The organism is Alteromonas sp. CI.11.F.A3 (assembly GCF_032925565.1).
Taxonomy (GTDB): domain Bacteria; phylum Pseudomonadota; class Gammaproteobacteria; order Enterobacterales; family Alteromonadaceae; genus Alteromonas.
In genome coordinates this window covers 1754636-1769130 of sequence record NZ_CP136708.1, presented here as the reverse complement: position 1 = coordinate 1769130, position 14495 = coordinate 1754636, and the positions used below count along the sequence as shown (strand labels likewise).

At 44.7% G+C, this 14495-nt stretch carries 16 protein-coding genes; 3 read left to right on the top strand and 13 right to left on the bottom strand.

Annotation, left to right across the window (positions count from 1 at the left end; translation table 11 throughout):
- Positions 1 to 31: 31 nt before the first annotated feature.
- The 8 genes from era to rpoE all read right to left on the bottom strand — a co-directional run bounded on the left by era (position 32) and on the right by rpoE (position 7469).
- The gene (era, locus tag R1T43_RS07535) at positions 32 to 943 is read right to left on the bottom strand and encodes a GTPase Era (protein ID WP_057790688.1); all 912 of its coding nucleotides are present in this window, start codon (positions 941 to 943) and stop codon (positions 32 to 34) included.
- Positions 927 to 1616, bottom strand: coding sequence for a ribonuclease III (gene rnc / locus R1T43_RS07530; protein WP_057790686.1), 690 nt, complete (start codon positions 1614 to 1616; stop codon positions 927 to 929). The genes era and rnc overlap by 17 nt, the downstream gene beginning before the upstream one ends.
- Entirely contained in the window at positions 1616 to 2521 is a 906-nt protein-coding gene (lepB, locus tag R1T43_RS07525) for a signal peptidase I (RefSeq protein WP_063457524.1), read from the bottom strand. Before lepB ends, rnc begins: the two co-directional genes overlap by 1 nt.
- Positions 2521 to 4317 carry a translation elongation factor 4 gene (gene lepA, locus R1T43_RS07520; protein WP_159532089.1) on the bottom strand — a complete coding sequence of 599 codons (1797 nt, stop codon included), beginning with the start codon at positions 4315 to 4317 and terminating at the stop codon, positions 2521 to 2523. Before lepA ends, lepB begins: the two co-directional genes overlap by 1 nt.
- Positions 4318 to 4523: 206 nt before the next feature.
- Positions 4524 to 4964, bottom strand: a complete 441-nt coding sequence (locus R1T43_RS07515; RefSeq protein ID WP_317354554.1) for a SoxR reducing system RseC family protein — start codon at positions 4962 to 4964, stop codon at positions 4524 to 4526.
- Complete coding sequence (locus R1T43_RS07510; RefSeq protein ID WP_317354552.1) at positions 4964 to 6166, bottom strand: MucB/RseB C-terminal domain-containing protein; 1203 nt, start codon at positions 6164 to 6166, stop codon at positions 4964 to 4966. Before R1T43_RS07510 ends, R1T43_RS07515 begins: the two co-directional genes overlap by 1 nt.
- A 35-nt stretch (positions 6167 to 6201) precedes the next feature.
- Positions 6202 to 6801: a sigma-E factor negative regulatory protein gene (locus R1T43_RS07505; protein WP_317354550.1), complete on the bottom strand. Its 600-nt coding sequence runs from the start codon at positions 6799 to 6801 to the stop codon at positions 6202 to 6204.
- An 89-nt stretch (positions 6802 to 6890) separates the two neighbouring features.
- The gene (rpoE, locus tag R1T43_RS07500; RefSeq protein ID WP_013783342.1) at positions 6891 to 7469 is read right to left on the bottom strand and encodes an RNA polymerase sigma factor RpoE; all 579 of its coding nucleotides are present in this window, start codon (positions 7467 to 7469) and stop codon (positions 6891 to 6893) included.
- Between the two features lie 195 nt (positions 7470 to 7664).
- Here rpoE and nadB point away from each other — a divergent pair, with 195 nt between their 5' ends.
- Positions 7665 to 9326 (top strand): L-aspartate oxidase, encoded by a 1662-nt coding sequence (nadB, locus tag R1T43_RS07495; RefSeq protein WP_211070608.1) that lies wholly within the window; start codon positions 7665 to 7667, stop codon positions 9324 to 9326.
- A gap of 268 nt (positions 9327 to 9594) precedes the next feature.
- Here the strand turns inward: nadB and R1T43_RS07490 are convergent, their stop codons facing one another.
- Genes R1T43_RS07490 through R1T43_RS07480 form a run of 3 tightly spaced genes read right to left on the bottom strand, consistent with a single transcriptional unit; the run spans position 9595 to position 11204 of the window.
- Positions 9595 to 10449 carry a MaoC family dehydratase gene (locus R1T43_RS07490; RefSeq protein WP_317354547.1) on the bottom strand — a complete coding sequence of 285 codons (855 nt, stop codon included), beginning with the start codon at positions 10447 to 10449 and terminating at the stop codon, positions 9595 to 9597.
- Positions 10439 to 10912 (bottom strand): protein YgfX, encoded by a 474-nt coding sequence (locus tag R1T43_RS07485; RefSeq protein ID WP_317354545.1) that lies wholly within the window; start codon positions 10910 to 10912, stop codon positions 10439 to 10441. Before R1T43_RS07485 ends, R1T43_RS07490 begins: the two co-directional genes overlap by 11 nt.
- Positions 10913 to 10946: 34 nt before the next feature.
- On the bottom strand, positions 10947 to 11204 hold the full coding sequence (locus R1T43_RS07480) for a succinate dehydrogenase assembly factor 2 (RefSeq protein ID WP_013783338.1): 258 nt from the start codon (positions 11202 to 11204) through the stop codon (positions 10947 to 10949).
- 212 nt (positions 11205 to 11416) lie between these two features.
- Between R1T43_RS07480 and R1T43_RS07475 the strand changes: the two genes are divergently transcribed.
- Positions 11417 to 12415 carry a glycine cleavage system protein T gene (locus R1T43_RS07475; RefSeq protein ID WP_317354540.1) on the top strand — a complete coding sequence of 333 codons (999 nt, stop codon included), beginning with the start codon at positions 11417 to 11419 and terminating at the stop codon, positions 12413 to 12415.
- Between the two features lie 54 nt (positions 12416 to 12469).
- A complete protein-coding gene (locus tag R1T43_RS07470) occupies positions 12470 to 12955 on the top strand; it encodes a peptidylprolyl isomerase (RefSeq protein ID WP_211070604.1) in 486 nt (161 codons plus the stop codon).
- 140 nt (positions 12956 to 13095) lie between these two features.
- Here the strand turns inward: R1T43_RS07470 and R1T43_RS07465 are convergent, their stop codons facing one another.
- Both R1T43_RS07465 and nadE read right to left on the bottom strand, forming a co-directional pair.
- Positions 13096 to 13434 (bottom strand): P-II family nitrogen regulator, encoded by a 339-nt coding sequence (locus R1T43_RS07465; RefSeq protein WP_211070603.1) that lies wholly within the window; start codon positions 13432 to 13434, stop codon positions 13096 to 13098.
- A gap of 5 nt (positions 13435 to 13439) precedes the next feature.
- Positions 13440 to 14273 (bottom strand): ammonia-dependent NAD(+) synthetase, encoded by an 834-nt coding sequence (gene nadE, locus R1T43_RS07460; protein ID WP_317354537.1) that lies wholly within the window; start codon positions 14271 to 14273, stop codon positions 13440 to 13442.
- Between the last annotated feature and the right edge of the window lie 222 nt (positions 14274 to 14495).

Below are 14495 nucleotides of genomic sequence, written 5' to 3'. Positions count from 1 at the left end.
CGTTAAGCCCAAAACAGATAATTGCTGAGTGCTAACTATCGTCTGAATAACCTAACGAACGTAGAGCACGTTCATCGTCAGCCCAACCTTGTTTCACTTTAACCCACATTTCTAAGAAAACTTTGTTATCAAACAAGTTTTCCATATCTTTACGGGCATGTTCACCAATGGTTTTCAGATGCTTTCCACCCTTGCCAATAATCATGCGCTTTTGCGTTTCACGCTCTACAAGGATAAGACCACTGATACGATATACACCATTTTCAGCTAGCTTAAACTGTTCAATTTCTACCGTAGTGGCGTAAGGAAGTTCATCCCCCGTGAAGCGCATTAGCTTTTCGCGAATGATTTCAGCGGCCATAAAGCGACTTGAGCGATCGGTAATGTAATCTTCTGGGAAGAAAAACTCGCTTTCAGGCAGGCTCTTTGCCACAAGCTCTCGGATGTCATCCACCATTTTGCCCTGTTTAGCGCTAATGGGGATAATATGCTCAAACTTATATTTTTCAGATAGACCTTGAAGGTGAACCATAAAGGCTTCTTTATCTTCTACTTTATCCATCTTGTTGACGATAAGGTAGCAAGGTAGGCCTGAGGCTTTCACTTTAGACAACACCATTTCATCGTCGTCGTTCCAGCGTGTACCCTCTATCACGAACAACACCAACCCCACTTCTGCAAGAGAACTTGAAGCGGCTCGGTTCATGTACCGATTCATTGCGCTTTTTTCTTCGCTATGAAGACCTGGGGTATCAACGTAGATGGCTTGATAATCGCCTTCCGTGTCGATACCTAAAATACGGTGACGGGTCGTTTGTGGTTTACGCGACGTAATACTTACTTTTTGCCCGAGCAATCTATTAAGTAGTGTTGATTTACCTACGTTGGGGCGCCCTACAATAGCGACTAAGCCACATCGGGTTATATCATTTGGCTGTGTCATCGAGTGTCTCCAAGGTAAGTCTTGCTGCTTCCTGCTCGGCTTTTCTTCGGCTATTTCCAGAAGCCGAAACAGGCTTATCTAACGTTGTCACTGTGCAGCTCACTTCAAAAATTTGAGCGTGATCTTTCCCTGAGATAGAGATAACTTCATAAGACGGTAATGGTAGCTTACGACCTTGCAGATACTCTTGGAGACGGGTTTTGCTATCTTTAGGGTGCGCATTGGGGTTTAACGCTTCAATACGGCTTTCCCATAAATGGTATATAACATTACAGACCTCATCCATCCCTGAGTCCAAGTAGATTGCGCCTAACACAGCTTCTACTGCGTCTGCCAATATTGAACTGCGACGATGACCGCCACTTTTAAGTTCACCAGGACCAAGGTGAAGTAGTTCACCCATGCTCGCTTCACGGGCCAGTTCGGCCAATGTATCACCTTTTACCAAGGTTGACCGCATACGGGTAAGCTTACCTTCAGGCACATCGGGGAAACGCTTAAACAAGGTTTCACCTATGACCATACCTAAAATAGCATCACCTAAAAACTCTAATCTTTCATTGTGCTGCTTTGCTGCACTTCTGTGGGTTAGCGCTTGCTCTAGCAAGGCTTCATTATTAAATGTGTACCCTAACGCTTTACTCAAGCGAATATATTTATCAATACCCTGCATTAATTAATGCCACCTACGCGTTCAAATCTAACGCCCGTTGGGATCCATGTTGGCAAAACACTGTCGCGGCTGCGTTCGAATTCAAATGAAATCCAAATGGCAACGGCTTTACCTACTAAGTTTTCATCCGGTACAAAGCCCCAAAAACGGCTGTCTCGGCTGTTGTCACGATTATCGCCTAATACGAAATAATGACCATCAGGTACAATCCATTCATTGCTGCGTGTACCTGGCTGAGTATAGAAGTTACTTGAAGAAATTTCTCTAACTGGGTGGCGTAATATATCGTGCTCATTATCACCTAGCGTTTCTGTGTAACGCATAAGCTTAGCCATATCCTGCACAAATTCGTCACGACCCACAAAATCTAGTGGCATAGCCGTAAGCTTACCGCAGTTTTTCGCAGCACCTTCGCACTTAGACTTGATATAAACTTGTTTATCTTGATATACCACGGTGTCGCCAGGTAACCCGATAACACGTTTGATGTAATCTACTGAGGTGTCTTCAGGGTATTTAAATACCACCACATCGCCACGCTCTGGCACGCCGGTTTCCACCAGTTTACTGCGAAATACAGGGTCTTTTATTCCATAAGAAAACTTCTCAACCAGAATAAAGTCGCCCACCAACAAGGTTGGCATCATCGAGCCTGATGGAATTTGAAATGGTTCGTAAATAAACGAACGCAATACCAACACAAAAGCGATAACTGGAAATATTTGCTGCGAGGTATCAACCAAGTAAGGAAGCTGTGGCTCGCCTGCAAAGTTGGCCCCTTCCGCTTTTGCCGATTCCTGCAACCGCGCCTTTCGCTTTGGCGCAAACACCATGCTATCCACCAGCCAAACAAGCCCTGTGGTTAGCGTTAGAAGTACTAAAATAAGCGAAAAGTAATTGGCCATTACTTACCTACCTTCAAAATTGCCAGGAATGCATCCTGCGGTAATTCAACATTACCTACCTGTTTCATTCTTTTCTTTCCATCTTTTTGCTTTTGAAGCAGCTTTTTCTTACGACTTACGTCACCGCCGTAACACTTGGCGATAACGTTTTTACGTAATTGTTTCACCGTACTACGCGCAATAATGTGGTTGCCAATAGCAGCTTGAATAGCGATATCAAACATCTGGCGAGGAATAAGCTCACGGAGTTTCTCAACTAATTCACGCCCACGGCCTTGTGAATTATCACGGTGAGTGATCATGGCTAGCGCATCTACGCGCTCGCCATTAATCATAATATCTACACGTACCATGTCCGAGACTTGGAAGCGCTTAAAGTTATAATCAAGAGAGGCAAACCCACGACTGGTTGATTTCAAACGGTCGAAGAAATCCAGAACCACTTCAGCCATAGGCAACTCATAAGTTACTGCCACTTGCTTACCGTGATACGTCATTGCGGTTTGCATACCACGCTTTTCAACACACAAAGTAATAACGTTACCTAGGTATTCCTGCGGCACAAGAATGTTCGCTTCAACCAATGGTTCGCGAATTTCGGCAATATCGTTGACCGCTGGCAACTTAGATGGGTTGTCACAGCTTAAAATTTCGCCTTTAGTAGTTTCTACTTCGTAGATTACCGTAGGCGCCGTAGTAATAAGACCAAGATCGTATTCGCGCTCTAAGCGCTCTTGAATAATTTCCATGTGAAGCATGCCAAGGAAACCAATACGAAATCCAAAGCCTAGCGCTTGCGAGCTTTCTGGCTCATAAAACAATGAAGCATCGTTCAAGCTTAGTTTAGCTAACGCATCACGAAAATCTTCGTAGTCGTCTGAGCTAATTGGGAAAATACCTGCGTAAACCTGCGGTTTAACTTTCTTAAAGCCTGGTAAAGCGCCTACGGCGGGTTGCCTCGCTAAGGTTATAGTATCGCCTACCGGTGCGCCTTGAATATCTTTAATACCTGCAATAATAAAGCCTACTTCACCGGCGCGAAGCACGCCTGTATCTAGGGCTTTGGGGGTAAACACACCAATTTTATCAACTTGGTGAGTTTGGCCATTCGACATGATTTGAATTTTATCTTTCTTAGAAAGCTCACCTTCTACGATACGAACTAATGACACTACCCCTTGGTAGTTGTCGAACCATGAATCAATGATAAGCGCTTTGAGCGGCTCTTCACGGTTACCGCCCGGAGGAGGAATTTTATTTACAATAACTTCTAGTACATCTTCAATACCAATACCTGTTTTTGCCGAGCAGCGCACGGCGTCAATGGCATCTATACCAACAATGTCTTCAATTTCTTCGGCTACACGCTCTGGTTCAGCCTGTGGTAAATCTATTTTATTTAAAATAGGTACCACTTCCATGTCCATGTCCATGGCGGTATAGCAGTTAGCTAGGGTTTGTGCTTCCACGCCCTGTCCGGCATCGACCACTAACAATGCACCTTCACATGCTGCAAGTGAACGAGACACTTCGTACGTAAAGTCTACGTGTCCTGGAGTGTCGATGAAATTCAGCTGGTAAACTTCACCATCTTTAGCAGTGTAATTAAGCGTTACGCTTTGTGCTTTAATAGTAATTCCACGCTCCCGCTCCAAGTCCATTGAATCAAGAACCTGTTCGGCCATTTCACGATCGGCTAGCCCGCCACAATGTTGAATAAGACGGTCAGACAGAGTCGATTTACCGTGATCGATGTGAGCAATAATACTGAAGTTACGAATGTGCGATTGTTGCATAATGCTGGAAATTACCTGCAGAAAAATTCATTAATATAAAAAAGAATGGTAGCTATTGTTTGTGTTGTAGCTAGCGCGTGCGGATTTTACCCATTTCTGTACACAAAAGCGAATAAGCTTGTGGGTTATATTGCCAAAGATTGGAATAATGTAAGCCAAAGTAGCCATTTTGGTAATAATATTGCCGAATTCGCGCGAGTATTACGCTAAATAGTATTCAATAGTACGGGTTGAAACTTACCTTTATCAAGCCGTTTAAGTTTAAATGCGATGGCTTTATAAGTTGCAAAGGTAAATGCGGCGGCGGGTAGCAACCCCCACAATTCATGGCTAAGCCCAATAGAAGATAGCGTGGCATTTGCAAGGGCAAAGACCGCGATAAAAACCGTTAGAGGCAACAAATACAGCCACGCGGAGGCACTTAACACCCCTTCTTCAGGTACACCCACGGTTACGTCTTGCCCTATCGCTACCGGCATAGGTGAACGTAACGTTAGCTGCTGAGTTTTAGGTGCTAATGCTCTGGATATAGCACCCGTGCCACAGTCACTTTGGGCTTGGCAACTACTACAAGTCGATTTAATGGCAGCCTCAACAGTAATAAGATCGCCCTCTATTGCGACAACACGCGCGGTTTCAGTAATCATTATTTATCTGCCGTAGGAGAAAGCGAGGTAGCAATAGCATTTGCGGTTTGCAGTGGTATTTCACCCACTACGGTCACCTGCGTATTTCCATCGGTAAGCGTTAAAAATGTACTCAAATCATTCCTAAGCACTAAATCACCACCAAGGGCATCTTTTGCTGGTTGCACATAAACAGACACATCGACCAAGCCATCACTGTACATTTTATATTCTACCACTTGCCCGGTTAAGGCCAGGCGACGAGTATCACCACGTACTTCTTCCATACCATTAGGCAAGTACTTAACTTCCCAATTTGGTTGGCGCGATTGCTTTTGCGTTAATGCCATTGGCTTAGGTAAAGACGCTTGATTAATACGTGCGAAATAGTCATCAGGGGCATCGGTTATTTTAAGTGAGGTTACTTGAATCTGCTCTAACAATCCGCCCTGCAAATCAAGCATATTAAGTTTCAGCACCATGCCTGAATCTTCATCTAACCATAGCTGGTAGCTGAAGCGACTATTGTCGCGGCTAACGATACGTATTTGTTGAGCGGGTCTACCTGCAACGCGAGCTCTGCCCACAGAGACAAATTCATAACCGCTTTTTAATCTATCAGGATGATGAAGCAGTTCGCTGGGGATAGGCCCATTGATAAACTCAGAACGAAGACTATAAGGCGATACATCAGGCTCAAACACACTCACAATACCATCAACGCGAATTTGCTCGCGGCCTGGCCCATTTTGTAAATTGAGCTGTTCCATACTGGTGCCATCCTCTAGCACACCATGACGCCATAAAAAGGGAATGGTTTCGCGGCCCGCTCGACTTTGAACAAAAGCAACTTCAAAGTTTTGGGTTTTCACCACTTCACTTAATTGCATAAGCCAATCTGACGTTGTTTGAGGATGGGGATTCACGACAACTACATCAGTGGCTTGAGGTACTGATTGAGGTGCTGCCTGGCCCGAAGTTTGTGAAGCATCTGCTGTTGAGGTCAACGTTGACGGTGACGTTTCAGCGCGTTCTGAAAATGTATTTTGCACAGATTCGTTTTCTCGCGCTGCGGCGCTAAACGATAAACCTAAAGACACTATAAGGGCATAGGTCATGTCTTTGATGAAGGCACGAAGACGAATACTTACTTTTACGTGGGCTAAAAACACGCGTACCAGCACTAAAAGCGCTGGTACGTTATTACGATAATCTATTTTCATTAAACGATATTCTTATTAAGCGTCGTATGAACTGCTTACGGGCGGTTATCTGCACTCGCCTCGGCATCGTCAGTTTCAGATTCTTGCGCTTGTTTCAATTTAACTTGCTGCTCGTGGTCGGCAATAAGTGCATTGATTTTGCGCTTTTTCTCTAATACTTCGTTCATGTCATTGCGAGGCAATGCGCGAGTTTGCTCTAAGCTAACTGGCGCTAAACCACCCTGCGGCCCTGCCGTAGGTGCTGTCATGAAAGGCTCTGTAGGCGCAGGTTGATTAAAGTGCTGAACACCTAAAATCACGGCTACCGCAACCGATGCAGCAACGGCAAACTGGCCAGACTGTTTTGCAAAAGGAGCTACACCGCCAAGAACTACGCTGCCGAGTACTGGAATTGAACGCCAACGTGAAGCTTTTGGCGCGACAATAGCAGGCTCATTTTCAAGCGCGGCCGCAACACTGGCAGTAATATCTAACTGCGGTGCAACACTGGCTTCTTTGCGCATTGCGCCCCTAATAACATGGTAGCGTTGCCATTTGGCCTGCAATTCTTCATCTTGCTTAATCGCATCAATGATTGCATCGCCATCTATTTCGCCATCCATGAAAGCGGACAAATTTTCTTGCTGTTGCGTCATAAATTCATTTCCTGATCAACTGTGATCAATTAATACCCTAACACAGCTGTTAGTCTGCTCAATATAATGAAAGTTCATTTTCATTATATTTAATTTTCTAACAATGGCTGAATCACTTTATCGATAGCCTCTCGCGCTCGGAAAATTCGTGAACGAACGGTACCTACTGGGCACGCCATCACATTTGCAATTTCCTCATAACTTAGCCCTTCTATTTCACGAAGGGTTATCGCCATGCGAAGGTCATCAGGTAACTTTTCCACCACTTTAAATAAGGTTTCTTCAATTTCATCCGTTAACAAACTACGTTCTGGCGTGGATTGCTCTTTAAGCGCATCACTGCCTTCGTAAAAGTCTGCTTCGTCTGCGTCGACATCACTAGCGGGTGGCTTTCTTCCTTGCGCAACAAGATAGTTTTTAGCACTGTTTACCGCGATACGGTACAACCAAGTGTAAAACGCACTGTCACCACGAAAGTTTGGTAATGCCCGATAAGCTTTTATAAACGCTTCTTGGGTAACATCAGCCACATCACCGCTGTTTTTTACATAGCGCGATACCAAATGCATGACTTTATGCTGATAGCGAGTTACCAGTAAGTTAAATGCATTTTTATCGCCACGCTGTACTTTTTCGACCAATTGTTGGTCGGTTATCTGCTCGCTCATTCGAGCCATTACTCCTACTTCAACTACCCAATAGCTCTAACAAGCATTGATATAGACGCACACTGTTGCAAAAAGTTCGGTGTAAGCATTAAAAATAGTTAAAAATGCTGAGACAAAGCCATCTGGATCATTGTGTTTTGCCACTCATCCTTTAGACTTGCCGAACCTTTGCTCGTTTAATATATACAAAAATACATGAAATCAGTGTCATCTTCACTAACTTCCACATCAAATTCCATTGAACATCGATGTGATGTACTGATTATAGGTAGCGGCGCCGCGGGGCTTAGCCTTGCACTTAGGCTTGCCGACCACTGTCAGGTTATTGTGCTCAGCAAGAGCGATCGTAATGAAGGGTCTACCCGGTATGCCCAAGGCGGCATTGCTGCGGTGTTCGATGAGCAAGACTCTATCGATGCTCATGTGCAAGATACGTTAAAAGCGGGCGGCGACTTATGTGATGAGCCTGCCGTACGCTTTACTACCGAACGAGCAAAAGAAGCGCTAAGCTGGCTTATTGGTTACGGTGTGCCCTTTGATACCGAAACAACGGAGTCTGGTGAAGAACGTTTCCACCTTACCCGCGAAGGTGGGCATAGTCACAGACGCATTCTTCACGCCGCCGATGCCACCGGTGAAGCGCTGCAAATAACATTAAATGATGCTGTCTCTGCTCACCCTAACATTCACGTTTTTGAACGTTACAACGCTATCGACCTTATTCCATCGAAGGATGATAAAAAGCGGGTTATTGGTGCGTATGTATGGAACCGCCAACAAGAGCATGTTGAAGTGATTCGCGCGCCCTTTATCTCACTAGCGACGGGCGGTGGAAGCAAGGTATACCAATATACCTCTAACCCAGATGTATCAAGCGGTGACGGTATTGCAATGGCGTGGCGAGCGGGTTGTCGTGTTGCCAATATGGAATTTAATCAATTCCACCCTACGTGTTTATTCCACCCGCAAGCCCGAAACTTTCTTATTACCGAAGCACTTCGTGGTGAAGGCGCGAACTTATGTCACGCCGATGGCACTCGTTTCATGCACAAGTTTGACGAGCGTGGCGATTTAGCGCCTAGGGATGTGGTTGCCCGTGCCATCGATTATGAAATGAAGCGCCTTGGGGCTGACTGTATGTATTTAGATATCAGTCATAAGCCTGCTGACTTTATTGTTAAACACTTTCCAAATATCTATCGTAAATGCCGCTCATTAGGCATAGATATCACCCGAGAGCCTATTCCAGTGGTGCCCGCAGCCCATTATAGCTGCGGCGGTGTGGTAACCGACTTTAATGGAAAAACAGATTTGGCCAATGTGTACGCGATAGGAGAAGTTGCCTATACCGGCTTACACGGCGCAAACCGCATGGCATCTAACTCGCTACTTGAATGCGTTGTATTTGCCAGTGCTGCCGCCGAGCATATTATCTCTACGTTACCTTCAGCTTCCTGTGAAGAAGCTATTTTGCCTTGGGATGAAAGTCAGGTATCAGACTCTGATGAAGAAGTTATTATTCAGCATAACTGGCACGAACTACGCCTATTTATGTGGGATTACGTAGGCATTGTTCGCACCGACAAACGGTTAGAACGCGCTATGCGGCGGATAAACTTGCTGGAACAAGAAATTGCCGAATACTACGCACACTTTAGGGTAAGTAATAACCTTCTTGAATTAAGGAACTTGGTTACCGTAGCTGAATTGATTGTGCGCTGCGCTATGCAACGAAAAGAAAGTCGGGGGCTGCACTTCAACCTAGATCATCCTGGGCAAATTGAAAATCCGACGCCTACCTTTTTGTGTCCCGAGAAAGATGCGCTACCTTCGGTGCCAGGGACACTTATTTCTTGACGGTTGGTTCTGGGTGAGTTTCACTTACCCTTAACAGCATCAGCGGTAGTTTAGAAATATGAAAAAGCCCATGTCTTAATACAGTATGTTTACTGCGCTATATTAAGACATGGGCTTTTATTTATGTGCGTACTTTAACTTGCAACATCGAATTAAAAACTGTGTTTTTCATTCAAACAATCTGCTCAAATACGCCACACTCTTTGCATGCCAATAAAACTAGCAAAGTCAGCAGGACAACATACTGACTTATGACAATAGCCTGAAGCTACAGCGTTGATACCTCTGCATCCAGATGTACTTGCTGATCATCACTGCTGGTAATCTCCAGAATGGAGCGGTCTTCATCTCGGCACATTTGATAGATATTAATGCTGCAAGGCAACATAACGGGTCGTCTAAAACGACAAACCACATCTGAAATATGCTGACCATCCGATACGGGTACAAATGATAACGCGCGGGCAAGTGTCCACATTCCATGGGCAATTGGGCGTTTAAAACCAAACGCTTTGGCACTTAGTCCAAATAAATGAATGGGGTTATAGTCGCCAGAAATTTTCGCGTAGCGTCGGCCGGTGTCCGACGTAACATCGAGCTCTGCAAGCAAGCTTTTAGGGCTATCGACACAGCTTTCAGTGGTATCTTGCAGCGGAGCTCTAGGTGCCACGTGTACCGCTTTCACCTTCACCAAGTAGCTACTGATTGCTTTGTAAACACAGCGCCCTTGTTGAAAAGCGTCTAAGGAAACATCAACTTCCCAGCCACGCGAGTGCGGTCTAACATCGCTGAATCGCACGCGGCATTCAAACGTCTCGCTTAAATCGCATTCCTCTAGCACTTCTACACGATTGGCAGCATGTATTAATCCTAGCAAAGGAAACGGGCTTTTCTTATCAAGCAAACACTGCATTTGAAGGGGCAAAGACAGCATTTGCAGATACAAAGGATGCATGGTTGCTGCATCTGGCCACGCCACTTCTTGACAGAACGCACCGTAGTGTTTGTTATCAATATTAATCTGCTTAGTGTAAATGCGAGGCGGTAATGTGGGTGGTTTGAATTGCATTAACTGTCGGGTATCGACACGTTTAAACAAAGCTTTTGCATACTCACGAAACATCAATGTTATTCCTTGTTTGGCCTGCTCCTTGAGCGAAGATTATTGCTCGGCAAAGCCGCCGATAATCTGCCTCAGAGCATTCACCTTTTAATACCCAGCGTACATGCTCGTAATACGGCTGGTACCATTTTCGCGCAGTTCGTTCCACATTTAGGGTTAGACCCCATGGCAACAATAATGACGATTTATGAAGATTCACCGCTGGCGAATAAACCTCTTCACCCGATACCATCAACGCCCGCAATGAACCATCGTCTGTAAGCGTGTAAACATCGTTAGATGGCGCCGCTGTCGGTTTGCTTAATTTACGCCATGCATTCCGGCAAAACGCTATGTACATCAGCACACATATAGGCGTGCACATCAGCGCGCACAACCAAAGCCAACTTGGACTTATCCAAGTCCATACGGCTTCGGGTAAATTTACAATACTGAAACCTAAAGCAGCAATAAGAATTAGCATTCCTACTGCATGTCTCCATGGCGAGTAAGTGAGTTTAACCCTGTACTTTGACACGATTAACGATAGTAGACACCATACCAGCAAGTTCTGGATCTTGGCATTGTTGATGGCCCATAAACCATGCAAACAAGTCCGGGTCGTCGCTGGTAAGTAAGCGTTCAAATATTTCTTGTTGTTCGTAATCTAGCGAGTCGAAGGCTTCATCAACAAAAGGCATGAGTAACACATCAAGTTCTAACATCCCTCTGCGGCATGCCCACTTTAATCTAGCGCGTCTTTTTGGCTCAAACATATATTCACATTCTTAATTATTGTTTTAACACTATCATCATATTACCACGGTGAAGGGCGAAGGATCACTGCCCTTTTAGACAGAAACCTGCTTCAATAGTGTCTGGTGATACACGAATTCCCCTCAAAATGTGATAATCTCAAGGCTTACCCTTGATAAAGCGCGCAAACCCCTCACCTACTACATTATAAATTCTTCATTCGGAATCTTTGATGACAGCGTTAACGACTCTTTCTGATTTACCTTCGCACTATGCAATTAAGTTAAAAGACAACATGCTAATAAAGCTGGAAGGCGAGCAAGCTGATAGCTACCTGCATGGACAAGTGACGGTTAACGTCAACGCCTTAGATGAGAATACGGTAAGGCATTGTGCCCATTGCGATAATAAAGGAAAGACTTGGTCTGTTTCTTTTGTGGGTCGTCATGAAAATGCTATTTTCATGCTAACCAACAAAGACTCTGGTGCTCACTCCCTTGCTCAACTGAATAAGTACGGTGTGTTTTCAAAGGTAGATATAACCGATGAATCAAATCAGTACACGCAATTCTTCTTAGGTGAAAACCTAGGGCAAATGTTGCTTGCCAGCTATTTTGACACCCTTCCTAGTGAGCCATTAACCAGTGTACATAGTGACGCAGGGTGGGTATTTAAAAGTGATACTCAACGCGCTGCTTATTTTGTGGTACTGAATTCCTCCTTAGTCGCTGAGTTTGAGCAAAAAGTTAAAGATACTAACGGCGCCATTTTTGAACAAAATGTATACGATGCTATTATGATAGAAAGTGCGATACCTTCTATTCAGGAAACCGGCATCAGTGAGTACGTTCCCCAAATGATGAACGTACAGGCACTCAACGGTATCGATTTTGACAAAGGCTGCTATATGGGCCAGGAAGTAGTTGCTCGCACTCGATTTTTAGGTAAGAACAAGCGTGCAGCTTATAGTTTCTCAGTGCCAAAAGCGTTTCACATCAACGCTGGCGATACGCTAGAAAAGCAATTGGGCGAGAACTGGCGTCGCGCTGGCATGGTCATTCGAAAAGCTGAACTTAGTGAACAAACCTGGTTTATGGCCGTGCTTTCAAACGATACCACTGAGCAAGATATTCATCGCCTAGCTGATCAAGTTGAAATTACCTGCTACCCTAGCCCCTTACCGTACAGCATTGAGCAGGCAAAGAGCTCACTGGTGAAAAACCGTAAATAAGCATTAAACAAACTTATAACCATCGCCCAGCAGGGCAAAACTACAGGACAAATTATGACTATAACCTCTGACAGCGTTGTCACCCTTCACTACACCGTTTCAACCGAAGACGGTACCGAGCTTGATTCTTCAGCCGGTAAGGAGCCGCTTGTAGTGCTTCAAGGGCGCCGCTTTCTTATTGAGGGACTAGAGGACGCATTGATAGGGAAAGAAAAAGGCGAAAAGTTCAACTTGTCTGTTGAGCCGGAGAAAGCCTACGGTGAACGTATTGATGAACTCGTTCAGCGCGTACCTAGTTCAATGTTTGAAGGCATGGACGTTGAAGTTGGCATGTCTTTTCGTGCAACCACACCTGAAGGTGAGCAATCGGTCATTATAATCGAAACATCTGATGATGAAGTGGTGGTAGACGGTAACCACCCACTTGCAGGTATTCCGCTTACGTTTGATGTTGAAGTGGTAGATGTACGCGACGCTACTGCTGAAGAGTTAGAGCATGGCCATGCCCATACGCCAGGCGGCTGTGGTCACGATCACTAAGTTACCTTACTACGGTAAGTGTAATACTGACTAAAAAGGGAGCCTAAGGCTCCCTTTTTTGATATTAGCGCTAACGCTACATACGCTAACGTTAAGCAAGGATGCAACGCTAGGTTTTATCTTTAGTCAGTTACGACTATTTATAGTGCATCTTCGTTTTGCTCACCAGTACGAATTCGTACCGCTGATTCAACGTTGAATACGAATATTTTGCCGTCACCAATTTTGCCTGTCTTTGCTGAGTTTTCGATGGCTTCAATCGCCTGCTCTACTCGTTCATCATCAAGCACTAGCTCAATCTTAATTTTAGGCAGAAAATCCACTTGATATTCGGCACCGCGATAAAGCTCCGTATGTCCTTTTTGTCGCCCGAAGCCTTTAACTTCAGACACTGTCATTCCAGCAATACCAACTTCGGCTAATGCTTCCCTTACATCGTCCATCTTGAACGGTTTGACTATCGCTTCAATCTTTTTCATGGTAACTACTCATCATAAATGGTTGGAATAGGTACGCGCTTGTGCTGAGTACGCTGATAAATGTACAGCAACTTTTCATCTACCTCGGCAGAAACTGATTTACCTTCTAAGAAGTCATCAATTTGATCGTACGTCATGCCAAGGGCCTGTTCATCAGCTTTTTGCGGCGCGAGAGTTTCGAGATCGGCGGTGGGCGCTTTAGTGATAACGGTTTGAGGTGCACCTAAATGCGAGGCCAGTTGTCGAACTTGGCGTTTACTCAACCCAAACAAAGGCGCTAAATCGCACGCTCCATCGCCATACTTTGTATAAAAACCGGTAATATTTTCAGCTGAATGGTCTGTGCCTAACACGAGTCCATCGACCATTCCGGCAATTTCATACTGAATCACCATACGGGTTCGTGCTTTTACATTACCTTTAACAAAGTCACACTTTGCTTCACTTTCAGGTAATAAACCAGCGCTTGATAATGATTCAGTGGTAGCAGCATGAATAGCATCTGCCCCGGGCTGCACATTCACCGTTACGGAATGGGAAGGGTCAATAAAGTCTATCGACAATTGAGCATCAGCTTCGTCGGCCTGTGTTTGATAAGGTAAACGGACGGCGACAAACTGAAAATTTTCGTGCTTTTCTTGGTTTAACTCATTTACTGCTAACTGGGCTAATTTGCCCAACGTACAAGAATCGATACCGCCACTAATGCCTAGCACCAGTGAATTTAAACCTGACGTAAGAAGCTGCTTTTTAATGAAAGCCACTCGACGAGTAACTTCAAATGCCACATCAATTTCAGGCAGCACTTTCATTTCTTCAATAACTGCTTGTTTTTGCATTATAATGTCCAATTAGTGAGTGGGCGTCCTGATACCTGAGTTTACGATAAACTTGCCTTAGATGTTAGTGGTAAAAGAATTCAAACTTCATTAATCACTAAAATTCGTTGCTTTTTGTATCTTAGGGCATGCCTACACGCCTTTTTTTATACCCATTTCAAGGCAAATTGGTTTACCTTGGATGTTCCCGCGCGTTTGTATCTATTGTTGTAAATTTAGAGG